This is a genomic window from Bacteroides luhongzhouii (assembly GCF_009193295.2).
GTDB lineage: Bacteria > Bacteroidota > Bacteroidia > Bacteroidales > Bacteroidaceae > Bacteroides > Bacteroides luhongzhouii.
In genome coordinates this window covers 5,663,261-5,687,963 of the sequence record NZ_CP059973.1, presented here as the reverse complement: position 1 = coordinate 5,687,963, position 24,703 = coordinate 5,663,261, and the positions used below count along the sequence as shown (strand labels likewise).

General features: G+C 42.1%; 17 protein-coding genes. 12 read left to right on the top strand and 5 right to left on the bottom strand.

Going from position 1 to position 24,703, the window contains the following annotated elements:
- Nucleotides 1-220 precede the first annotated feature (220 nt).
- Nucleotides 221-1,090 carry an AraC family transcriptional regulator gene (locus tag GD631_RS21745; RefSeq protein WP_143257815.1) on the bottom strand — a complete coding sequence of 290 codons (870 nt, stop codon included), beginning with the start codon at nucleotides 1,088-1,090 and terminating at the stop codon, nucleotides 221-223.
- A gap of 180 nt (nucleotides 1,091-1,270) precedes the next feature.
- Here GD631_RS21745 and GD631_RS21740 point away from each other — a divergent pair, with 180 nt between their 5' ends.
- From GD631_RS21740 to GD631_RS21730, 3 genes are read left to right on the top strand one after another with little or no spacing between them, the layout of a single operon-like run.
- A complete protein-coding gene (locus GD631_RS21740; RefSeq protein WP_143257816.1) occupies nucleotides 1,271-2,341 on the top strand; it encodes an efflux RND transporter periplasmic adaptor subunit in 1,071 nt (356 codons plus the stop codon).
- Nucleotides 2,338-5,478 carry an efflux RND transporter permease subunit gene (locus GD631_RS21735; RefSeq protein WP_143257817.1) on the top strand — a complete coding sequence of 1,047 codons (3,141 nt, stop codon included), beginning with the start codon at nucleotides 2,338-2,340 and terminating at the stop codon, nucleotides 5,476-5,478. The genes GD631_RS21740 and GD631_RS21735 overlap by 4 nt, the downstream gene beginning before the upstream one ends.
- Entirely contained in the window at nucleotides 5,475-6,845 is a 1,371-nt protein-coding gene (locus GD631_RS21730; RefSeq protein WP_143257818.1) for a TolC family protein, read from the top strand. Before GD631_RS21735 ends, GD631_RS21730 begins: the two co-directional genes overlap by 4 nt.
- Nucleotides 6,846-6,868: 23 nt before the next feature.
- On the opposite strand, the gene GD631_RS21725 is transcribed toward GD631_RS21730, so the two are convergent.
- The 3 genes from GD631_RS21725 to GD631_RS21715 form a co-directional block, all read right to left on the bottom strand.
- Entirely contained in the window at nucleotides 6,869-7,111 is a 243-nt protein-coding gene (locus tag GD631_RS21725) for a DUF4248 domain-containing protein (protein ID WP_143257819.1), read from the bottom strand.
- Nucleotides 7,112-7,253: 142 nt separating this feature from the next.
- A complete protein-coding gene (locus GD631_RS21720) occupies nucleotides 7,254-7,733 on the bottom strand; it encodes an HU family DNA-binding protein (RefSeq protein ID WP_143257820.1) in 480 nt (159 codons plus the stop codon).
- Nucleotides 7,734-8,124: 391 nt separating this feature from the next.
- Nucleotides 8,125-8,724 (bottom strand): HU family DNA-binding protein, encoded by a 600-nt coding sequence (locus tag GD631_RS21715; RefSeq protein ID WP_015531404.1) that lies wholly within the window; start codon nucleotides 8,722-8,724, stop codon nucleotides 8,125-8,127.
- 607 nt (nucleotides 8,725-9,331) lie between these two features.
- On the opposite strand from GD631_RS21715, the gene GD631_RS21710 reads away from it, so the two are divergent.
- Complete coding sequence (locus GD631_RS21710; RefSeq protein WP_143257821.1) at nucleotides 9,332-10,123, top strand: hypothetical protein; 792 nt, start codon at nucleotides 9,332-9,334, stop codon at nucleotides 10,121-10,123.
- A gap of 116 nt (nucleotides 10,124-10,239) precedes the next feature.
- Here GD631_RS21710 and GD631_RS21705 read toward each other — a convergent pair whose 3' ends face one another.
- A complete protein-coding gene (locus tag GD631_RS21705) occupies nucleotides 10,240-10,968 on the bottom strand; it encodes a GntR family transcriptional regulator (RefSeq protein ID WP_143257822.1) in 729 nt (242 codons plus the stop codon).
- A 140-nt stretch (nucleotides 10,969-11,108) separates the two neighbouring features.
- On the opposite strand from GD631_RS21705, the gene GD631_RS21700 reads away from it, so the two are divergent.
- The 8 genes from GD631_RS21700 to GD631_RS21665 are packed head-to-tail and all read left to right on the top strand — an operon-like array spanning nucleotide 11,109 to nucleotide 24,678.
- Entirely contained in the window at nucleotides 11,109-12,839 is a 1,731-nt protein-coding gene (locus GD631_RS21700; protein WP_143257823.1) for a class I mannose-6-phosphate isomerase, read from the top strand.
- Between the two features lie 33 nt (nucleotides 12,840-12,872).
- Nucleotides 12,873-13,973: an ROK family protein gene (locus tag GD631_RS21695; protein WP_143257988.1), complete on the top strand. Its 1,101-nt coding sequence runs from the start codon at nucleotides 12,873-12,875 to the stop codon at nucleotides 13,971-13,973.
- A gap of 39 nt (nucleotides 13,974-14,012) precedes the next feature.
- On the top strand, nucleotides 14,013-17,060 hold the full coding sequence (locus GD631_RS21690; RefSeq protein WP_143257824.1) for a SusC/RagA family TonB-linked outer membrane protein: 3,048 nt from the start codon (nucleotides 14,013-14,015) through the stop codon (nucleotides 17,058-17,060).
- Between the two features lie 11 nt (nucleotides 17,061-17,071).
- Complete coding sequence (locus tag GD631_RS21685) at nucleotides 17,072-18,694, top strand: RagB/SusD family nutrient uptake outer membrane protein (protein WP_143257825.1); 1,623 nt, start codon at nucleotides 17,072-17,074, stop codon at nucleotides 18,692-18,694.
- A 29-nt stretch (nucleotides 18,695-18,723) separates the two neighbouring features.
- Complete coding sequence (locus GD631_RS21680) at nucleotides 18,724-19,863, top strand: SusE domain-containing protein (RefSeq protein WP_143257826.1); 1,140 nt, start codon at nucleotides 18,724-18,726, stop codon at nucleotides 19,861-19,863.
- 12 nt (nucleotides 19,864-19,875) lie between these two features.
- Nucleotides 19,876-21,102, top strand: coding sequence for a glycoside hydrolase family 76 protein (locus tag GD631_RS21675; RefSeq protein WP_143257827.1), 1,227 nt, complete (start codon nucleotides 19,876-19,878; stop codon nucleotides 21,100-21,102).
- Between the two features lie 3 nt (nucleotides 21,103-21,105).
- Complete coding sequence (locus tag GD631_RS21670) at nucleotides 21,106-22,302, top strand: glycoside hydrolase family 76 protein (RefSeq protein WP_143257828.1); 1,197 nt, start codon at nucleotides 21,106-21,108, stop codon at nucleotides 22,300-22,302.
- Nucleotides 22,303-24,678, top strand: a complete 2,376-nt coding sequence (locus tag GD631_RS21665; RefSeq protein WP_143257829.1) for a GH92 family glycosyl hydrolase — start codon at nucleotides 22,303-22,305, stop codon at nucleotides 24,676-24,678.
- Nucleotides 24,679-24,703: the final 25 nt, after the last annotated feature.

The window sequence follows — 24,703 nt, the reverse complement described above, 5'->3', positions numbered from 1 at the left end:
TTTTCGGAGTATACCAAGTAAAACAGCTTGTTTAACTAATGCAATCTTCCTGAAATAATCGGTTGGTAACAAAGGTAGCGTCGGGTAGTCATTTTTAATATAAGAATAGGACGATTATATATCAATATTGTACGCAATCGGCGAATAATCCTTTTTTATTGATTATATTCCAATTCAAATTATGTAATATCAAGAAAGAACAGAATTTTGTTTTGCTGACTCAAGAAGGCAACAGTCCTATCTTTTTGTTCCGATATTCTTTAGGAGATATGCCGACATACTGCTTGAAATATTTTCCGAAGAATGATTGTGTGGGGAAGTTGAGCTTGGTCGCTATTTCCTTAATACTTAAATCGGTATTATCGAGCAGATATTTGGCTTCTGTAATGACATTCTGTATAATCCACTGCAAAGCACTGCTCCCTGATTTCTCCTTGATGACGGAAGAAAAATATCGGGCAGACAGACATTGCTTGTTTGCATAGAAAGTAACATCCCGTTCCTGATGATAATATCGATAGAGGGTAATCATGAAATTTTGGAAAATCCTATCCTTTTTATCTTGTGGTAGTGGTGTTTGCGGTTCGTTGTTGAAATAGATATTTAATAACTCATAGCATATCACTTGTCCCCAGGATTTGATTAATTCAGAAATTAAATATTGTTTCTGTCGGGAACTGTTACAGATATTCTCCCTGTTAATTCGTTTTTCTACAGATTTGAGTAAGTTCTCTACAAATGTATATTGCTCTTCGGAAAGCGACAGACAGGGATTTTCCCGCAAATAAAGCAAGTTCTCCGAGTTGGCTACTTTGTTTACTATTGGTATGACATAATCCAGATCGACCTCTATCATGATTCCTTCCAGGTCTGCGCTTCTTTGGCGTATCTGTAGAAGGTTGGCTGCAGTATATATGAAAAGATTCCTTTTGTTAATCTGGTATGGCCTACCTCCCAACAGGATTTCTGCCTGTCCTTTCTGGCAGAGGAAAAGTCCGCATTGGTTGAATTCGGAAATAATGCATCCTTCTTTCATGGAAGTATCTTCTGGAGATATTATAACATACTTGAATGGCATCAGTGGTTCCATATTCCTTTTTCGTTGAAATGAATTTCCTTACAAAGTAATAAACAAATAAATACAAATAGCAAACTATTTCGGCTTTTTATCTTAGGTAACGTACAAATAGAACAATATTCCGTCTAAATCAACCTTTCTCTTCATGTTTGCTTGGGATACTTTTGTGGCAACTAACTAACAAGTGAAAATATGAGACGATTAGACTTCTTATTAACAGGATTTTTAGCAGTTCTGTTGACTTCGTGTGGGCAACGTGTACAAAACACAGACAGTAAGCCGGCAGTGAAGATTGATACCGTACTTTCTGCCGACAGACAAATAGCTTTGCAGTTTCCGGGACGGGTGAAAGCGGCACAGGATATAAGTCTGTCCTTCCGGGTGAGTGGTACTATTCAGTATATGCATGTAAATGACGGTGCTTATGTGCGTAAAGGGCAATTATTGGCCGAATTGGATCCGACGGATTATCAGATTCAGTTGGATGCGGCAGAAGCAGAATATCAAAGTGTGAAAGCGGAGGCGGAACGGGTGATGGCGCTTTATAAGGAAAATGTGACGACACCGGATGCTAACGATAAGGCCGTGTACGGATTGAGGCAGATTACCGCTAAATATAATCATGCTAAAGACCAGTTGGCATACACCCGTTTGTATGCTCCTTTTAGCGGATATATACAGAAACGTCTTTTTGATTCCCATGAAACAGTAGCTGCCGGCATGCCCGTCGTTTCCATCATCAGTGAGGGAAGCCCGGAAGTGGAAATTAATCTTCCGGCAGTGGAATATATTCGTCGACAGCAGTTTACCCGCTACTATTGTACATTCGATATTTATCCTCATCAAAGATATGCTTTGGAACTGATTAGTGTCACCCCTAAGGCAAATGCCAATCAGTTGTACACCATGCGGCTTCAACTGAAAAAAGAAGATAAGCAGGCAGTTCCATCGCCCGGCATGAATACAATGGTGACTATCGAATGCAGTGAAGGAGATGCGTGTAACCTGTCGGTTCCCGGTGGAGCGATTCTTCGTGAGAACGGGCGTACGAGTATCTTGCTTTATGATGCTTCCAGTCATGTTGTCCGCCGTTGTGATGTGACCGTCACTCGTCTGCTTAGTGACGGTAGGTGCCTGATTACTTCAGACAAAGTGAATCCCGGTGATTTGGTTGTCGCTTCGGGAGTACACCATGTAAAAGAGGGAGAACAGGTGGAACCGCTTCTTCCGGCTACTGAAACCAATGTGGGAGGACTGTTATGATTGATATTAGTAAATGGGCGTTTGAAAACAAGAAGTTAATCTACTTCCTGATTGCCGTACTGATTGTAGGAGGAGCCTATTCCAGTTATGAAATGAGTAAACTGGAAGATCCTGAAATAACGGTAAAGCTCGCAATGGTAGTCACTACCTATCCCGGCGCGTCTGCACATCAGGTAGAGTTGGAAGTGACGGATGTGCTGGAGAAGAATATCCGCTCTATGGGGAATATAGATAATGTGGAAAGTTATTCCTACAATGATCTCTCTTTGATTCAGGTAGAACTGAAAACGACTGTCAAAGAGACGGACGTAGAGCAATGCTGGGATTTGTTGCGTCGTAAGGTGGCGAACGCACAGGCAGAACTTCCCGAAGGTGCCAGTCCTTCTATTGTAAAAGATGATTTCGGCAATGTCTACGGAATGTTTTTCGCTTTGACGGGCGACGGGCTTTCCGACAGGGAACTGTCTGATTATTCAGAACTGGTGAAACGTGAAGTCAGCGAACTGGATGGGGTGGAGCGCGTTGACTTATACGGTAAACGTCCTGAATGTATTAACATCTCTCTCCTGCAAGACCGGATGGCCAACTTGGGTGTGAAACCCGCCGAAGTGCTAGCCACATTGAACGGGCAGAACCAAACTACTTATACTGGTTATTATGATAATGGCGATAATCGTATCCGGGTGACAGTCAGTGATAAGTTTAAGACGGTAGAGGATATTGGTCGTATGCTGATTCAGGGGCATGATGCCGATCAGTTGCGGTTGAGCGACATAGCCCGTATTGAGAAGGATTATGAAGATCCTACCCGCAACGAATTGTTTTATGACCGCCAGCGTGCGATAGGAATCATGGTGGCTGCTTCTCCGGATGCCGACATTATCAAAGTGGGGCATCGGGTGGAAAAGAAACTGGAGCAACTAAAGGCTGAACGTCTTCCGGCAGGAGTAGAGTGTCATAAGGTTTTCTATCAGCCGGAACGCGTAGGCACTTCGTTGGGGACGTTCATTCTTAATCTGATAGAATCCGTGATTATCGTAGTTGTTATTCTGATGATTGCTATGGGATTCAAGAGCGGGGTGATTATCGGTATCAGCCTGGTAGTGACGGTATTTGGTTCCTTCCTGTTCCTTTATTTTATGGATGGTACGATGCAGCGTGTTTCATTGGCCTCGTTCGTGCTTGCGATGGGGATGCTGGTGGATAACGCGATTGTTATCATCGACGGTATTTTGGTAGATTTGAAAGCCGGGAAGAGCCGGATGGAAGCAATGACTGCCATCGGACGGCAGACAGCGATGCCTCTGCTGGGAGCTACTCTGATTGCCATCATCGCTTTTCTTCCTATCTTCATGTCGCCTGATACGGCAGGTGTCTATACGCGCGATTTGTTTATTGTACTCGCTGTTTCCCTGTTGCTTAGCTGGGTGCTGGCTTTGGTGCACGTTCCGTTGATGGCTGACCGGATTCTGCATCCGGAAATCTCTGCGGCAACTACTGCTGTCGGAAAGCGTGTGTATGAAGGGAAGATTTATGCCGTGCTCCGTTCATTGTTGAAATTCAGCCTGGCGCATCGTTGGAGTTTTGTGTTTACAATGATTGCTTTGGTTTTGCTTTCGGCTTTCAGTTATCGTTTTATGAAACAGGGCTTTTTCCCGGATATGGTCTACGACCAGCTTTATATGGAATATAAATTGCCGGAAGGAACTAACTCCACTCGCGTGGCCCGTGACTTGGAGGAAATCGAAACTTACCTGAAAAAGCGTCCGGAAGTCACACACGTCACTGCTTCCATCGGTGGTACTCCTGCCCGTTATAACTTGGTACGTAACGTAGCCAATCCTTCCTTATCTTACGGTGAACTGATTATCGACTTCACCTCTCCCGACGATTTGGTGGATAACATGGCGGAAATTCAACAATATCTTTCGCAACATTATCCGGATGCTTACGTAAAGATGAATCGTTACAACCTGATGTTCAAAAAATACCCCATTGAAGCGCAATTTACCGGTCCTGATCCTGCTGTTTTGCATCAGTTGGCGGATAGTGCCCGCAAGATTATGGAGAATTGCCAGGATGTTTACCTGATTACCACGGACTGGGAACCACAAATCCCGGTACTGACTATCGAATATGACCAGCCTGCGGCACGTGCTATCGGATTGAGCCGGAATGATGTAAGCCTTTCTTTACTGACAGCTACCAGTGGTATCCCTATCGGGTCCTTCTACGAAGGTATTCACAAAGATAATATCTACTTGCGTTGTCTGGACGAACACGGAAATCCGATTGAAAACCTGGACAATACGCAGATATTCTCGTCTCTTCCTTCTCTGAACGGTTTGCTGACACAGGAAATGATGATGAAGCTGAAGACAGGAACACTATCAAAAGATGAACTGGTGGAAACGTTGATGGGAACAACTCCGTTAAAACAAATCAGTAAGCGGATTGATGTGAAGTGGGAAGATCCGGTGGTTCCCCGTTATAACGGACAGCGCAGCCAACGGGTGCAATGTTCTCCTGTTCCGGGGGTAGAAACGGAGAAGGCACGGCAATCCATTGCCACACAGATTGAACAGATTCCGTTGCCTGACGGATACCAGCTTCAATGGCAAGGCGAGAGGAACGCCAGTACAAAGTCAATGCAATATCTGTTCAAGAACTTTCCGTTTGCTATCATTCTGATGATTTCTATTCTGATTATGCTGTTCAAAGATTACCGGAAACCGGTTATCATCTTCTGTACTATTCCGTTGGTGTTTGTCGGTGTTGTTGCCGTAATGCTGCTTACCGGGAAGACATTCAACTTTGTGGCTATCGTCGGTACATTGGGATTGATCGGTATGATTATCAAGAACGGTATTGTTTTGATGGATGAGATCACTTTGCAAATTAATCAGGGAGTAGAACCTGTGACGGCATTGATAGACAGTTCGCAGAGCCGTCTCCGTCCCGTGATGATGGCTTCGCTGACTACGATTTTGGGAATGATTCCATTGCTGCCGGATGCCATGTTCGGTTCGCTGGCAGCTTCTATCATGGGTGGGTTATTGTTCGGCACGTTGATAACGTTGCTTTTTATCCCGATTTTGTATGCATTATTCTTTCATATAAAAAAGACAGACAAATGAAAAAAGAAATTCTTGTAGCCATTAGTGTAGCGGGTATATTGTTCGGCCTGTCGGTTTCTCTTGCCGCGCAAGAAAAACTAAGTCTGGCGCAATGCCGTGAAATGGCACTGAAATATAATAAGGATATGGCTGCCGCTAATAAACAGACGGAAGCTGCCCGATTGATGTCTCTTAGTTATAAAGCCAATTTCTTTCCTAATTTTACAGCCAACGGAACAGGTGTTTATAGCACAGCGGATGGAAGTCTCGGAGTTCCGGGAGGAAACCTTCCGGTTTTCCTGCCCAATCCTGCCACCGGAGAACTGGTATCGAGTGGTTTCGCTTATTTTCCCGGACTGAATCTGGACTATAAAGTCGGAACTGTTTATTCGGGTGGTATACAAGTGGAACAGCCTCTTTATATGGGTGGAAAAATCCGTGCTGCCTATAAGATGTCACTGTTGGGAAAAGAAATGGCACACTTGAATGAAGTTTTGACTACTTCGGAAGTTATTCTGAATACGGATAAGGCATACGTGCAGTTAGTGAAAGCGAAGGAAATGAGAAAAGTTGCGGAAAAATATCATGCCTTACTGACGGAACTTTCCAAAAATGTAGAGAGTGCTCACCGGCATGGCATGAAACCGCAGAATGATGTGCTGAAAGTGCAAGTGAAGCTCAATGAGAGTGAACTCTCTTTGCGAAAGGCTGATAATGCCCTCCGTCTTGCAAGTATGAATCTCTGTCATTACATCGGACGCCCTTTGACGACGCGGATTGATATATCTGATGATTTTCCGGAAGTGGAGAAGGAGTGGAAAGTGCAGGTTTCTGACATTACCGCCCGTCCCGAATATGGAATCTTGAACAAACAAATAGCCATTGCCGAGCAGGAGGTAAGGCTGAATCGTAGTGAACTGTTACCGCGTATCGGTGTCAGAGGTAGTTATGATTATCTTCATGGGTTGGAAGTCAATGATGAAACTTTGATGAAAAAGGGTGCTTTTTCTGTATTCCTGAATGTTTCTGTCCCTCTGTTTCATTTTGGCGAACGTACCAATAAAGTAAAGTCTGCCAAAGTGAAGTTGGAGCAAGTCCGTCTTGAACAGGAAAATGCCAATGAAAAAATGTTGCTGGAATTGATGCAGGCTGCCAATAATCTGGATGAGTCCCGGCTGGAAACGGAGCTTTCCGAGCGTTCGCTGGAACAAGCAGAGGAGAATATGAAAGTCAGTGGTAAACAATATGAAGTGGGGCTGGAAACACTTTCGGATTATCTGGAAGCGCAAGTGCTCTGGCAGCAGGCTTATCAGACGAAAGTGGATGCTCATTTCCAATTGTATGTGAATTATGTGGCTTATTTGAAAGCGGCGGGACAACTGCAGTGATAAAACCAGTATTCTGGACATTCCTATGGAATGTCCAGAATACTGGTTATGATTTGTACCTGTCGGGGAGTAAAAGTTCGTGTACGCGGATGATAACCTGTGGCAGTCAACAACCGGAGCAGTTCTTTATTTATTTTAATCCATTTGGTGAATATGCGTATGGCGCAACGGGGTGTAATGTTCGGATTGTACATACAAGCCAATTCCTTTTTCTTATAAGTTTTAATGCGAAACGGAATTTCTTCTTCTTCTGGCAATTCTTTCATGTTGATATTTTAATGTTTTAAGATGTTGTAAAGATACAAAATAAAAAAGGCGTTGTCAAGTCTTTTACAGGAATACTTTGGGAAACAGTATCCGCCCGTAGGCGGGTACTGTTTTCCTGCTTTTAAAGGCTGATGATTAATCTTATGCTGCCGGGTCCGGTGCTTCTCCTTTACCGTCATCCGGGTTGGGATTCGGGTTGGGGTCCGGTTGTTCCGAGCTGATGGAACCATCATCGGAAGCTACCGCTTTTTGAACACTGACTTTACTTAGCATCTCTTTGAATTTGTAGCCCGGAGTGAAAATGATTTTCACTCTGCGTATCGTATCGCTATCTACCTCTTTTTCAGTATCCTGACTTTCGCAATTCATACCAGGACGGAAGCATCCGAAATCTCCTAATTGAACAGAGATGCCTTTTCTAAGGTTGAGATTTAATGTATCGATCAAAGCATCGAGTACAAATTTTACCGCTCCACTGGGAACCATTCCGACTTTAGTGATTTCCTCGCACAAATCTCTGAAATCCACCGTATTGGTGATTACATTTTGTGCTACATACTTTTCAGCTTTAGTTTTATCAAAGCCGAATGTTCTTTTTTTAATGACGTATCTAAGTGCCATAGTTTTTTGTTTTTTTAAATTAGTTACTTTAGTTATCAATTCTCTTTGTGATCACGATGCAAAGATACTATGGGCACTTTTCGGGGAGGTGCTTTAACGGTCTTAGATGTACTTACTTTGATTCATTTTGATTTATTTTGTTTGTATGCTTCTGATTTATAGATCCTTAGATTTTCTACTTTAAGAGCCATTTCCAAATAGGGAGTATTTCAATCAGTTTTCCTTTAATAAGTAGTTCATAATGTTTTTTTCTTATCCACATTCCATTATTGTCCTTGTTTTCATGCTTCAGAAATCTCATTTTCTTCTTATCTACAAGATAAAAATGTTATTGTTTTATCTTGTAGATAAGATAAGGCGGTAAATAGGCAATTCTACTTGTTCCGAGAGTTTATACCTTTATATATACAGTCAACTTTCCAACCCCTTCTTTCCGTATTATTCCGTCAGTGATAAAGGAATTTAATTCTTCAATAGCTACTTTTTTATTTCGTCCTGTCAGATGGCTATAATCTGTCCGGCTGATGAATAGGTGATTTTCCAAGTATGTGTTGAGGCGGTCGCGACACGTCTCACGGGAGATACTATTTTTCTTAGGGCGTGTGATAGATTCTCCTCGTTGCAGCCTCATTTTGTCGCCTACTTCTTTCTTGAATGGACGACTTGCACGGAAATTAATATTTTTCATTTGGACAGACGCTGCCCGAATTTCTTTTTTATCTTTAACCGGCGGACATTGCAACGATGTAGAGAAGAATCCGAAGTTTCCCATTTCTACATTCCAGCCGTCGGCTAGTAAATCTCGTGCTTCATTGGCAAAGGCTTCCATGGCTCCTGCCAATAAACTTCTGCTGATACCGGTAAATTTGTGGACGCGATCCAGGAACTCTTCTTTATCTACGGTTCCTTTGGAGACGATACGGGCATGTAGCGGTTGTTTCTCTTCTTTGTTTGGACTAGGAGTCTCAAATAAGTCATATATTGCACTCATATACTAATGTTTAGTGGTTTTATAGTTACTGTTAATTCGTTCTACAACTGTTGACTTTTAGTTCCACAGTTGTTTCCCTTTAGTTCCACATCTGTTATTGTTTCGTTCCATATTTGTGGAACGAATTGATGTGTGCTACAAAAGTAGCTAGTTTATACAAGAGAGAGGTGCTTTAATTGTAGAGTGGTTTCTTATATGAATAAGATAACTAATTGAAGCCTGTCTATTTATATACATACGCTTTAATTATACAATCATCATTCGTTTTCTTTCCTAAACATTTATAACTCTCTCTTGTTATTTTCCGAAAAGTATTTGTACCTTTGTCATTGGAACGTAGCATACCTTTGTGGTATGCGATTGTGCGTTTCCTCGGTGAACAGGAAATCGTAGCGGATTTTTTTTACTTACGCCGGGAGACGCCTGTACTTCTATGACTTCTCATAGGGTACGGGCTGTCTGCCCGTGTAAGTAAGGTAGCCGCTACTACCTCCTGTTTGCGGGATTGTGGCAGCTCCGTACTCTTTTATAATAAAAGGTACGGAACTAGTTAATATTGTTAATCTAGTTCCGTTTTTTTATGTCAAATTGGCTCACAACAAAACAGATGTCTGAAAGACGCGACATTCAAGAAGCCATTCTAAAGAATTGGGCAAATCTTGGATACATTACGAGTTCCCGAATCAACGATCAGTTGTTTTTGGATGATGAGAGTTTGGATGCTTATCTGGAAGCTCACAAAAAACTTGGTTTAGAGGCAGGTTACCTTTCTAAAATCGTGGAAGAAAAGAAATTGGAACGTGATTTTATCATTTCCAAATACGATGATCTACTATATGTATTGAGAACACAGAAGACTTGTAAACCGCTATATGAAATAATCATTCGTGAACTGGCGGCATTAATTCTTCACCCTGTCGCCCGCAATATTTTCTATTCTATTTCTACAGGAGAACCGGTAGAGAAAGTGGCTGGTCGGCATCGAATTACCTATGGGAAGACATTGCAAATGTATAACTCTATACTTAAAGGGTTGAAATTGAAGAAAGATATATTGGCTACTTATCGAAAGCGTGCTATCAATGCTCGTTTTTTATCTTTGGCAGACAATAATAAGAATATAAATGTCGGGCAGGAGGAGTGGATACTTCAATTGCCTGTTTGTAAAGTAGCTGATACGCGGCTGGCTAATGTCTTGTATAATCAAGATGTTCGAACAGTAAAGGACATATTGGAAATCGTATCGGGAAGAGGTTGGAAAAGTCTGTTGAGAATAGAAGGAGTAGGAAAAACTTCCTACTATCATTTATTATCCAAACTTCAGATGATAGGTGTTGTGGATGAAAGTCTGGATCGGATTCTTGCTGGATGCTCTAATGGTAAGCTTGATAATAAATGACGGGTAGGACATAATTATGGAAAGAGAGATGATATAAAGAGGTTATTTTAAAGGAAAGATAGAGATTTCAACTTCTAAAATAGCCTCCTTATATTGTGTATGTATGAACATACTGACTATCTTTCCGCCTCTATTGTATAAGTAAAGCTGTCTGCCCGATAGTATCCGACGTTGTATTCAATAGGTACTCCATTCACATCATAAACAAATCTTTTCCTTATTAATATAGGATCACTTGATTTTATCTCCAGTTTTTCTGCGATGAATTCTCCTGCAAGTCTAGCGGTAATCTCTTCTTTGCTGGTTTTTACCACTATATTATATTGAGTTTCCAGCATCTCATATAAGGGGCGGGTAAAATCTTCTTCACCTGTCAGTGGTATATTCGGGTTGAAATAGGAGATGAAGTAGACAAACGGGTATTCTTTTTTTCCTCTGACGCGTTCCATTACTACGCAACGCGTATCAGGATTAGAACTTGAATCAAAGAAAGTACCGATTTCTTCTGTAGGTCTTTTTAAACTGATATGTAGCTCGAAATTGCGAATCTCGATACCTAACATCTTCATTTCCTGTGAGAAACTAAGCCAGTTTTTTACTCCGCCTACGATACCTTTCTTTACTACCTTCGTTCCGTAGCCTTTCTTTCGTACCAGAAGTCCTTCAAATACGAGTTTGTTGATAGCTTGTCTCAATGTGTTCCTTGAAATATGTAATTGTTCAGACAATTCGACCTCGTTGGGAAATAGCTTCCCGTTTTTGTACTCTTCAGATTCTATGAGTCTTCTTAGTATCTCTTCTGCTTGAATATGAAGAGGTTTGTCACTATTATGATCTATTTTCATATCTATCCTGATTAGTTTATTTTCAGCAAATATAAGATTTATCAAAAAATAATCCAAGTTTTGTTTGGAATAAAAATAAAATCTATATATTTGCACAATCGAAGTATGTATGAACATATAAAATTTAAAACGCTATAAATATGAGAAAAGCTAATTATGATAAATTTCCTTCTACGAAGCTGACGGGAATGCTTGTTCAGGGTTGGGATGCTATCATTTCTATGTTAAAAGAGAAAATGGATGCAAGAAAAGTGCTGGCAGTGGATTTATATACAGGAGTATATGAAGAAGAAGTGCTGGATGCTTTTTCAAAAGAATTCTCCGGAAGAGTGATGAATGTACGTGATTTGATGAAACCGGAAAAAGAAATTCAAACGTTGACAGAACGCTTCATGACTGAAGATGTATTATTTGGCTATGTCACCAACTTGAAGCTGGAAGATTATTTGGATGCGGATAAGGTGGCTGCTGCACGGAAGCAAATCAGTGAAGCAAAAGAAACCATTGTAATCATAGGTACGGGAGCAGCTGTTGTTGCTCCGCAGGATGCAATGGTAGTTTATGCGGATATGGCACGTTGGGAAATTCAACAACGTTTCCGCCGGCATGAGGTAAAAGCTTTAGGAATAGACAATCGGAACGATGCCGTTTCTTTGCAATACAAGAGGGGGTATTTCAACGATTGGAGAGTATGTGATAGGTATAAGGAAAGATTGTTTGACAGGGTAGAATTCTGGATTGACACCCATGTGGCCGGGACACCGAAGATGATTGATAAGGATACTTTCTTTAAAGGGGTGGAGGCAACGGTGAATACACCGTTCCGGGTAGTTCCTTTCTTCGATCCGGCTCCCTGGGGTGGTCAATGGATGAAAGAGGTTTGCGACCTGGATCGTGAACGCGAAAATTTTGGCTGGTGCTTCGACTGTGTACCTGAAGAAAACAGTCTTTATTTTGAAGTGAACGGAGTGCGCTTTGAACTGCCTTCGGTTGATTTGGTTTTACTGAAAAGTAAAGAATTGCTTGGTGAACCGGTGGAGGCACGCTTTGGAAAAGACTTCCCTATTCGTTTCGACTTTTTGGATACGATGGGCGGAGGTAATTTGAGTTTGCAGGTGCATCCTACTACTCAATTTATCCGTGACAGCTTCGGTATGTACTACACGCAGGATGAAAGTTACTACATGGTAGACGCGGAAGAAGATGCGGTAGTTTATCTGGGAGTGAAGACAGGAGTGGATAAAGAAGCCATGATCGGCGATTTGCGTAAAGCACAAAAAGGTGAACTGGTATTTGACGCAGAAAAATATGTAAATAAGATTCCGACAAAGAAACACGATCACTTCCTGATCCCGGGAGGAACGGTTCATTGTTCCGGTGCCAACAGTATGGTGCTTGAAATCAGTTCGACTCCGAACCTCTTTACTTTCAAGCTATGGGACTGGCAACGCCTGGGACTGGATGGAAAACCGCGTCCGATCAATGTGGAACGTGGTAAATGCGTTATCAACTGGAACCGTGATACGGAATATGTGAATGAACACCTTCGCAACCAATTTAAGGAAGTTGCTTCGGGAGATGGTTGGGTAGAAGAACGTACCGGATTACATCCGAACGAATTTATCGAAACCCGTCGTCACCGTTTCTCATCACCGGTGTTGCATCACACAAACGATAGTGTAAATGTATTGAATCTATTGGAGGGAGAAGAGGCCGTTGTTGAGAGTCCTACTCATGCTTTTGAACCTTTCGTGGTGCATTATGCCGAAACATTCATCATTCCTGCCGGGGTGAAAGAATATACCATTGCCCCGTATGGTAAATCTGCAGGAAAAGAATGTGTAACGATCAAAGCTTACGTACGTTTTTAATAATGAAATAAATCATCTAATATCTTGAAAACTATGTATGAACATGATGAACGAATCGTAATGACGCTTGATGCGGGAGGCACTAATTTCGTGTTTTCAGCCATACAAGGCTGTCGCGAAATAGTAGAACCTATTTGCCTTCCGGCAGCGTCCGACGACTTGGAGCGTTGCTTGTCTGTTCTTGTAGAAGGCTTCCTGGAAGTTGAGAGACGATTGCCGAAACTTCCGGTAGCTATCAGTTTTGCTTTCCCCGGGCCTGCTGACTATGAGCATGGAATTATTGGTGACTTGCCTAACTTCCCGGCCTTCAGGGGAGGAGTGGCACTTGGACCTTATTTGAGGGAACAGTTTGGCATTCCGGTTTTTATTAATAATGATGGTAATTTGTTTGCTTATGGCGAAGCCTTGGCAGGCACTTTGCCCGAAGTGAATAAACGCCTGAAAGAAGCAGGCAGCAGTAAGGTATATAAGAACCTGCTCGGAATAACGCTGGGTACGGGGTTTGGTGCCGGAGTGGTGATTGACAGTCGTTTATTGACCGGAGACAACGGTTGCGGCGGCGACGTCTGGATTATGCGGAATAAGAAATATCCCGAAATGATCGCGGAAGAAAGTGTCAGTATCAGGGCTGTCAGGCGAGTATATCAGGAATTGACCGGAAAGGATGCTTCTTCTTTGACTCCCAAAGATATATATGATATTGCCGAAGGGACGGTAGAGGGAGATCAGCAGGCTGCTGTCCGGAGTTTTAACGAACTGGGAGAGATGGCCGGTGATGCTATCATCCGTGCATTGAATATTGTTGATGGCTTGGTGGTGATTGGCGGAGGAGTGGCCGGAGCGGCTAAATACATACTTCCGGGAATCATGAATGAGATGAATCGGCAGATCGGCACATTTGCAGGAGCTTCTTTCCCTTGTTTGCAGATGGAGGTGTTCAATCTGTCCGAAAAAGAGGCATTTGACAAATTTCTGGAGGAAAAAGACAAGATGGTGAAAATACCATTTTCGGAGCGGCAGGTGCATTATACCTGTCACAAGAAAATAGGCATTGCTGTTTCTACATTGGGAGCAAGCAGAGCCGTTGCTTTAGGGGCTTATTCCTTTGCTTTGTCCCAACTTAATATCTTATAATATATGATAACTCTTCTATTAATTCAAATATAAAATGTTATGAAACAATCTAATCTATTGAACGCGCAATTTGCCCGCCGGCTTTTCAGAACGGCATTTTCGAGTTGGCAATTATTGGCTGTTATGTTGATTGTTTGTATGAATGTGGCTGTTGGTTCCAAACTGTATGCGCAATCTAATACAATCGTAGTGAAAGGTAAGGTAATGGCAGACGGGGAACCCGTGATTGGGGCTACTGTGCTGGTGAAAGGTGTATCTACGGGTACAGCTACGGATATGGATGGAAATTTTTCACTGAATGTTGCTTCAAAAGCGGTATTGGTAGTTTCCTCAATTGGATATGAAACACAGGAAGTTCCGGTGAACGGCCGCCAGTTTATCAATGTGGTGTTGAAGTCGGATGTGGTTGCTTTGAAAGATGTGGTAGTGGTAGGCTACGGCGTGCAGAAGAAAGTCAACCTGACAGGAGCTGTGTCTTCTGTTTCTACGGATGAATTGGAAGGAAAGCCGATTTCCAATGTATTGGAAGCGATGCAGGGAACTACTCCGGGGTTGGTTATTCAGCAGGGAAGTTCTACTCCGGGTAGCGTGCCTTCTATTAATATCCGCGGATTGAATACGATGAACAACAATGATCCGTTGGTGATTATTGACGGAATTGAAGGATCGCTGGGTAATTTGAATCCGGCTGATATTGAGCAGATTTCTATTTTGAAAGATGCTTCTTCTACCGCTATTTATGGTTCACGTGCTTCCAATGGTGTGGTACTTGTCACTACTAAAAAAGGAAAAGCCGGTAAGGTAGAAATCTCTTATGATTTTATGTATGGTGTTCAGCAACCTACTTCATTGCCTAAGATAGCAGACTCGTGGGTATACGCTGAATTATATAATGAAGCTGCTGTTAATTCGGGAAGAGCCGCAAAATTCACTCCCGAGCAGATTGCGCAATATAGAAATGGTGGTCCGAATGTAAATTGGGTGAAAGAACTTTATAATCGTAATTCTCCTCAAAGTTCACACAATGTTTCGATGACAGGCGGTAATGATCAGTTGTCTTATATGGCTTCTCTAGGTTATCTGGATCAGAGCAGTATGTTCAAGGGACCTGATTATGGTTATAAGCGCTACAATGCACGTCTGAATGTAAGCCATAAGGTGACGAATAACTTTACATTGAATTTGACTTCTCAATTTGCCCGTAATGACATTAAAGAACATGCTTACTGGACGGAATGGATTATTGAGCAGGCAAACCGTATGCCGCCAATTTACCCGATCAAGAATGAGGATGGCAGTTATAACTATCCTGCCGGAAGTAACTCAAACGGTTTACAACGACTTGAAGAAGGTGGTTATCGCCAGAATGTGAATGATGAATTATTGGGAACCATACAAGCCGAATGGGAAGTATATAAAGGACTGAAACTGATCGGAAGTGTCGGTGGACGTGTGTGGAATAATAATTTGCATGAGAACCGGAAGGCTTTTGAAGGTACGGGAGATAGTGAAAATAAGTTGACCGAGCAATTCTATCGGTCTAAGAATATCACTACCAATCTTATGGTGACTTATAATACGAAAATAGGAAAACATTCTATTGGTGGATTATTGGGTTATGCTTATGAGGGTTTCTCTGAAAAGCAGTTCTCTACCAGTCGCTTAACAGAGGATTCTAAATACGACATTTTTGTAGGTGATTTGAGTGGGGATAAAGTTAGCAATACTGGTTCGGCAAGTGACTGGGCTATCTATTCCGGTTTTGCAAGAGCCACTTATAACTATGATGAGAAATATCTGCTGGAATTTAATATCCGTAATGACTACTCTTCTTATTTTGCGAAAGGAAACCGTTCGGGAGTCTTCCCGTCTTTCTCGGCAGGATGGCGTATTTCGGAGGAAAAATTCTGGTCTGTACTGAAACCGTATGTTCCTTCTCTGAAAATCAGAGGTTCTTGGGGATTGGTTGGTAATAACCGCATTGGTGCTTATCAATACATGCAGACAGTGTCTGTGACTAATGACATCAGCTTCGGAGATAAATTGGCGCAGACGGCTACATTTGCTTCTACAAATCCCGATCTGAAATGGGAAACTACCCGCATGGCTAATATCGGTTTTGAACTGGGATTATTAAATAATGATTTGAATATTACTTTTGATTGCTTTAATAATCGTACGAAAGACATTTTGGTGAATTTACCGGTTCCCGGATTGTTTGGTAATGGTGCCCCGATTCAGAATGCTGGTAAGGTAGAGACGAGAGGATGGGAACTATCAGTAAATTATCGCTTGAAGACCGGTCCGGTAGTGCATAACTTCGCCGGAAATATTTCAGATAGTTTTAATGAAGTAATAGATACGCGCGGCACGGAAATTATCGGTGGTTCGGATGTACAGACTATTATCAAGGAAGGTTATCCCTTGTACTCTTACTACGCATATCGTTCGGATGGATTTTTCCAGAATGAGGAAGAATGTCAGAAAGGACCGCACTTGGAAGGTATTACACCGAAACCGGGAGATATCCGTTATCTGGATAAAAATGGCGATGGTGTGATTAAACCGGACGATGACCGTTTTATTGTTGGTAATGACTTCCCAAGATATACTTTCGGCTTCACCTATGGTTTGGAATATAAAGGTTTTGATTTCTCGATGATGTGGCAAGGAGTAGGAAAACGTAACAAGTGGATGCGTGGTGAATCTGTAGAGGCTTTCCATAATAACAATGAAGGTCCTGTTATGGATTTCCATCAAGACCGCTGGACTCCGAATAATCCGGATGCTACTTATCCTCGTCTGACGATGGGAGCTGAATCTGCTAATAATGCAGCGAAATCAGATTTTTGGATTCAGGATGCTAAATACTTGCGTTTGAAAAATGCGCAGATCGGATATACTTTCCCGCAACAATGGATGAAGAAGCTCTATATCAAGAACTTGAGAATTTTTGCCAGTGTGCAGAATCCATTGACTTTCACGAAGATGAAAGGTGGATGGGACCCGGAATATACCGGAGACGGTAGTGGTCGTTCTTATCCTGTGGCAAGAGTATATTCATTTGGACTTAATGTTAAATTTTAAACTGTACCGTGATGAAAACAACTATAAAGAATTTGATTTTATCTGCTGTCTTGGTAGTGGGCGGTGCCTCTTGTGTTGACTTGGATACGGCACCGTATGACAGAGAGACGGACTTGACTTATTGGGAAGAGGATCCTGAAGCAGCTGTCAAGGCGTTGAATACTTGCTATACATATTTGGGAAATATGGACGAACAGCTTTATTGTGAAGCAATGACGGATAATGCTTATACCAAGCAACCTAATGACTTTACACAAAATATTGGTAATGGTTCATATTCTACAGCCGACTCTTACGTGAAACAGGTTTGGGACGGGCGCTATACAGGTATTCGTATGTGTAACCAGTTGCTGGAAAATATAGACAGGGTTCCTGATTTGGACCCGGAATTGAAGAAACGTTATATTGGTGAGGCAAAAGTACTTCGTGCTTATAGTTATTATGAGTTGTATACGAAATTCGGCGATATTCCTTATACTACAAAAGTGCTTTCTATCAAAGAAAGTATGTCTATTGCACGTACGGCCAAAGCCACTGTAATAGCAAATATACTGGCTGATCTGGATGAAGTGATTAATGGTAACTATTTGCCGGCTTCTTATGATGCGGATAATAAAGGCCGGATTACCCGTTGGGCGGCAATGGCTATTAAAGCTAAAATCTATTTGTTTGAAGGTAATTGGACGCAAGTGAAAAATATCACTTCTACCATTATGACAGAGGGAGGTTTTAAACTCTTTTACAGTGATGATAAAGGGGCTAGTTATGCAGGATTGTTTGAGATCGCTAATGAATACAACTCTGAAGTAATTTTGGATGCACAGTATCGTCCGACCAGTCGTGAACATCAGATGATGTATGTTTTCCTGCCGCCCACTTTGGGTGGATATTCCCAGCTTTCTCCTTTGCAGGAGTTGGTAGACAGTTATATCATGCTGGATGGAAAAACAATTAAAGAAACTGGAACATCGTTTGATGAAAGTCATCCGTATGCCAATCGTGACCCGCGTTTGAAAGCAACGGTGATGTACACTGGAAATTCTTATACTTTGGCCGACGGAACAGAAGTGGTTATCAACTGTGAGAAAGGCGAAGGCAAAGATGGCTATGGGGTAGGTTCGGATTGTTCGGCTACCGGTTATTATATTAAGAAATATTGGGATAACACTTATCGTGCTACTCTTTATTCTGGTTTGAATCCGATTCTGATTCGTTACGCTGATATTTTATTGATGAATGCGGAAGCATTGGCAGAATTAGGTGAACTGGATAAGACGGCTTGGGATGCAACTATTAAACCAATTCGTGATAGAGCCGGATTTACACTTGCTTCAGCACTAGAATTCCCGGAGGGAGCTTCTAAAGATAAATTGATTGAGATTGTGCGGAACGAACGTCGGTCGGAACTGGCATTGGAAGGACATCGTCATAAAGATATTATCCGTTGGAGAATTGCGGACAATGTATTGAATGGATGGTGTCATGGACTAAAGACAAATGATGTGGTAGGTACAGATGATGGATACGTTCGGGTTGAAAACAGAACCTTTAATGCAAATAGACATTATTTGTGGCCTATACCACAGGCTGAACGTGACTTGAATGGTAATTTGGAGCAGAATCCGAATTGGTAATTGGTTAAACGACTCAAAAAGGAATAATTATGAAAAAGATATTATGGATATGTTCAGTACTTCTGGCAATGGTATCATGTCAGGAAGATTATGAATTGAATGCAGATTTTGCAGTCCCTACGGAATTGAGTTCTCCTGCTTCTGTCCAGTTGGATGTGTCATCTCCAACGCCCGTAGTGTTGTCGTGGTCAGGAGGTGGCGCGGCAGATGGCGGAATTGTATTGTACGAGGTGTTATTTGACAAAGCAGACGGTGACTTTTCAAAGCCGCTGGCTACAGTGAAAAGTGATTTGGGAGCTGCGACCAGTTTGTCAATCACTCATGCAGCTATTAATACGATTGCTAGAAATGCAGGCATTTATCCTTTAGAAACCGGAGATATAAAATGGACGGTAAATGCTTCGAAAGGTGGAGTGGTGAAGAGAACTGATAAAGTGGCTACTATCACAGTAACTCGTGGAGAGGGTATTGATAATATTCCGGTGGAATTATATCTATATGGTTCGGCTACGGAAAATAGTGGGCAGGGTGGAATTCCGTTCCGTTGTGTAGAAGAGGGCGTTTTCCAGATTTATACAAAATTGTCAGCAGGAAATATATCATTCAAGTCTGCTACTACAGGTGAAACGTTCAGCTATTATATTGATGATAGTTCGAAGTTAAGAGAAGGGGATGGCGAAACGGCTGTAACTGCATCCGAAGAAGTAACCCGCTTGACTGTGAACTTTAATACAATGGCAATGACGACGGAAAAAATCGGTTCTTCTGTTCGTTGTATTTGGGGAGTAACATTTGGAGATATAGCTGTATTAGAGTATGTAGGTGATGGTAAATTTGTGGGAGAGGGTGATATTATATTTGTAGACCCAAGTCGTCCGAGCACGAACCCTCCTTCTTGGTTAGGTTGGACAGATGAACGTTATTACTTTATTGCATCGGTAAATAATGGTGATATGTGTTGGGGTAGAGGTGATGGCGTGAGTGCCGAACGCCCGGTAGGTGGAGAACCTGCTTCTTTCTATGCTTTGTATGAGTTCCAATGGGAGCAATGGGAACACCTGTGGAAAATGAAAGGTAGTCTGGATTATACGCATGCGACTATCACTATCGATACGAATGCGGATGGATTGATGATACATACATTTACTAATGTGACTCCGATTAATTAATAAAACTAAGTTATGAAAAATATAAAGACTATTTTAGCTATTCTTCCGGCACTATTGTTCTCCTGTGCCGGAGATGACGTAGAGAAATATATACCACCTACACCGATTGCTCCGTCAGAACCCGGAGAGGAGGTCGTTTATCATAAACGTGCCAAAGAGCAGTTTGACTTGATTAATCAGTGTTACCGGATCAACAGTGGGGCGACGGAAGGATTATATAATGAAAATTATCCTAAGAAAGACGGGGATAATTCCGCTTCTTTCTTGTGGCCGTATGACGGACTGGTTTCCGGAGCGGCAGCTTTACACGCCTTGGGTTATGATGTGAATTATGCAACTATGGTTGACCGTTTCGAAGTCTATTATCGTACTCCTAGTGGAACGGTGGGTGGTTATGGCTCTCAAACCAATGGTACTACCGGTAGTGGAACACGTTTTTATGATGATAATTCTATTGTAGGGATTGAATTGGTAGAGGCCTTCAACTTGCTAAATAATCCGGATTATTTAACGAAGGCTAAAAGAATCGTTGGATTCTTGAAAGCAGGTGAAGATGATACGTTTGGAGGAGGTCTTTGGTGGAATGAGGACCAGAAAGGACAGCAGGGAGTTGGTGATTCCAATAAACCGGCATGTGCTAATGGATATGCAATACTATTTTTGCTTGAATATTATTCAGTATGTCCCCAAGAGGAAAAAGCAGATGTTTTAGCTTTGGCAAAACGTTTATATACTTGGACGTTGACTAACTTACGTGATCCGGAAGACGGTTGTTACTGGAATGATAAACAAGCAGACGGAACCATTAATAAAACAAAATGGACTTACAATACAGGTGTGATGATTTCTAACGGAGTCCGTTTATATAAAATAACAGGTGAACAGACTTATCTGGATAGTGCCATTGCTTCTTCCGAAGGTGCATATAATTATTTTGTACGTCCGCTTAATGGGCTGGCATTGGCTTATCCCGATCATGATCCTTGGTTTACAACGAAACTGATCCGTGCCTTTATTGATATTGAGCCATATTACAAAAATGCAGGCAATTATATCAAAACATTCATCAACTTCCTGGATTATGCATACGAAAATGCCCGTTTATCAAACGGCCTGTTTTATGAAGATTGGACAGGAGCAGCTCCAAAACGTGCTGAACAGTTGTTGATGCAGGATGCTGCGCTCGAATCTTTGGGAATGATTGCTTTGTACAAAGGAGAAACAGTGACAGAGGAATAGGATATGAATAGTAAAATAAGAAATATAGTTTTATTTGTATCGGCAGTATTCGCGTTTTTCTCTTGTGCAGGAGAATCAAAAACAACTCCGAATAAAGATAAGGCAGAAGAAATGTTTCAGCGTGTTTGGGAACTCTACCGGGTTCCCAAATACGGCCTCTTCTCTGAATATTATCCAAGCAGTCATCGCCCTGATCTGACTTATTTTAATGATTCCACCCGGCAAGCGCAGGAAGTTTCTTATCTGTGGCCTATGAGTGGCGTCTTTTCTTCGGCAGTGTTGATGGCTGCTATCGAACCGGAGAAATATACGGCTTATGTCGATTCGATGGTGATGGCGATGGAGCGTTATTATGATACAACGCGTGTTCCTTTCGGTTATCAGGCTTACCCTGTTCAGTTTGGAAAGGTAGATCGTTATTATGATGACAACGGTTTAGTGGGGATTGATTATATTGATTCTTACCTGGTAACTAAAAATCCTCCTTATCTGGAGAAAGCGAAACAGGTATTGACCTTTATTTTAAGTGGCTGGGATGAGAATTTTGAAGGAGCTGTTTCATGGCTGGAAGGAGTGAAAGATCAGAAACCTGCCTGTTCTAATGGAAAAGCGATGGTGTTGGCTTTAAAACTTTATGAAGCAACTAAAGATGATTATTATCTGGAGGTGGGAAAGAAGTTTTATCATTGGATTGATAAATATCTGAAAGATCCGGAAAGAGGAGTCGTTTGGAATTCATGGCTAACAACGACTTCAGCAGTATGCCCGGATTTGTATACTTACAATACGGGTACTTTATTACAAGCAGCTGTAGCTTTATATAATTATACGGGTGAGCAGGCGTACCTGGATAATGCTAAATTTCTGGCAGAAGGAAGTTACAAAGTGTTCTTTAAATACACGGAAGAAGGTATTCCCTATATTGCAGATTTGCCTTGGTTTAATCTGGTTTTGTTTAGAGGGTATCACGATCTGTACAATGTTACGGGGGATTCAAAGTATGTGGATACGATGATAAAAGGACTGGATTATGCTTGGGAACATGCACGTGACCAGGCGGGACTGATGTATCATGACTGGACAGGACGGACTGATGAGAAACGTCAGCCGAAATGGTTATTGGATGCTTCGTGTGTACCGGAATATTATGCACGTGTGGCAATGATTAAAGGAGAAGTTACAAACAGAAAAATGAAATAAATGATGAAATTAAAATGGATAGGCAGCCTGTTGATTTTGGCAGGTGTTGTAGGGTGTAAAACACCTGATCGTCCCAATCTGGTAGAATACGTAAATCCTAATATCGGAACTGTACATAGTCGTTGGTTCTTTTACACACCGGCTGCGGAGCCTTTCGGTTTGGCTAAGTTAGGTGCGTCTACAAACGGTACGTATGGGAACAATCAAGGTTGGGAGGCCGTAGGTTATGAAGACGGTCATACTTCTATTGATGGCTTTCCTTGTTTGCATGAGTTTCAGATAGGTGGCATTGCATTAATGCCTGTAACGGGAGAAGTAAAAACAAATCCCGGAAAACTGGAAGATCCCGATAAAGGTTTCCGTTCCCGTTTTGATAAGAAAGATGAAACGGCGCGTCCGGGATATTACTCAGTATTATTAAAGGATTATCAGGTAAAGGCAGAACTTACCGCAACGGCTCGTGTCGGATTTCAGCGGTATACATTTCCCGAGTCGGAGAATGCCCATATTTTGTTTAATATAGGTAATCGTCAGGGAGAAAGTGGAGCAGTGCGTGATGCGTATATCAAACAGATAGATGGAAATACAATGGAAGGTTACGTGATTACGGAACCGGAATACGTGAAGAAATATCAGGCAGGTGCTTCCGTTGCCATGTATTTTTATGCTAAATTGGATCGTGCGCCGGAATCTGTCGAGGTATTCTATCAGGATAGTGCTTTGATGTCTCGTAATGAAATAAAAGGGCCCGGGGCTATCATGTGTCTGAATTATAAAACAAAGAAAGATGAGGTAGTCAATGTAAAAATAGGTCTGTCGTATACTTCCATCGAAAATGCCAAAGTGAATTTGGAATCAGAAGCGAAAGACCTTACTTTTGATGAGGCTATGAAAGCGACTACGGATAAATGGAATGAGGCTTTGAACCGTATATTGGTTTCCGGTGGTACGGAAGATAGCAAAATCAAATTTTACACTGGGTTGTATCATGCGTTATTAGGTAGAGGACTCGCGAGCGATGTGAACGGGGCTTATCCTAAAAATGACGGTACCATCGGTCAGATACCTTTAAATAAAGATGGCAAACCGGAGCATAATCATTATAATACGGATGCGGTTTGGGGAGCCTACTGGAACCTGACTTCTCTTTGGGCATTGGCATATCCGGAGTATTATAATGATTTTGTAAACAGTCAGTTGCTGGTGTATAAAGATGCTGGTTGGCTGGGTGATGGCATTGCAACCAGCAAGTATGTTTCCGGAGTGGGAACGAACATGGTGAGTATCACTCTGGCAGGTGCTTATAACAGTGGAATTCGCAATTTTGATGTGGAAACAGCTTATCAGGCAGCATTGAAGAATGAATTGGGCTGGGAAGGACGTATTGAAGGTGCAGGTAAAATGGATGTGAAACAGTTTGTTGAAAAAGGTTATGTGCCTTATGAGAATAGTGTTCATTTCGGCACACATCCGGAAGGTTCCAGTTTCTCCGTATCTCATACATTGGAATATAGTTTTAGTGCTTATGCGGTGGCTCAATGGGCAAAAGCCTTGGGACGTACGGAGGATTATAAACGCTTGATGGAACTTTCTGCCGGTTGGGAGAAGTTATTCGATGATTCGTTGAAGATGATTCGTCCGAGAGTGCCTGGTGGTGAGTTCATTGATAACTTTAATCCATTGGAATCATGGAGAGGATTTCAGGAAGGAAATGCGATGCAGTATACTTTCTTTGTACCGCAGAATCCGGCTCGTTTGATTGAAAAGGTTGGAAAAGATGAATTTAACAACCGGTTGGATTCTATCTTTACGGAAGCTCGTAAGTCGATCTTTGGCGGTGGAAAGGTTGTAAACGCCTTCTCGGGCTTGCAGAGCCCTTATAATCATGGTAACCAGCCCAGTCTTCATATTTCCTGGTTGTTCAATTTCTCCGGTAAACCTTACCTGACACAGAAATGGACGCGCTTGATTTGTGATGAGTTTTATGGAACAAACGGAGAGCATGGTTATGGCTACGGTCAGGATGAAGATCAGGGACAGTTGGGAGCCTGGTATGTGATGGCAGCAATGGGGCTGTTTGATGTACAGGGTGGTTCTTGTGAACGGCCGACTTTCCAGATTGGCAGTCCGCTGTTTGATAAGATTGAAATCAAACTTAGTCCGATGAATGCGACGGGAAAAACGTTTGTGATTGAAACGACTGGTAATACACCGGATGCCTATTATGTACAGTCTGCTACGTTGAACGGTAAACCGCTGGAACAATGTTGGATGTATCGGGATGAACTCTATAAAGGTGGAACGTTGAAACTCACAATGGGGGATCAACCGAGTGACCGATGGGGAGTGGGGAACCCGCCTCATTGTTCTAAATAAACAGCTAATTCTCCTCGGTGCCGAT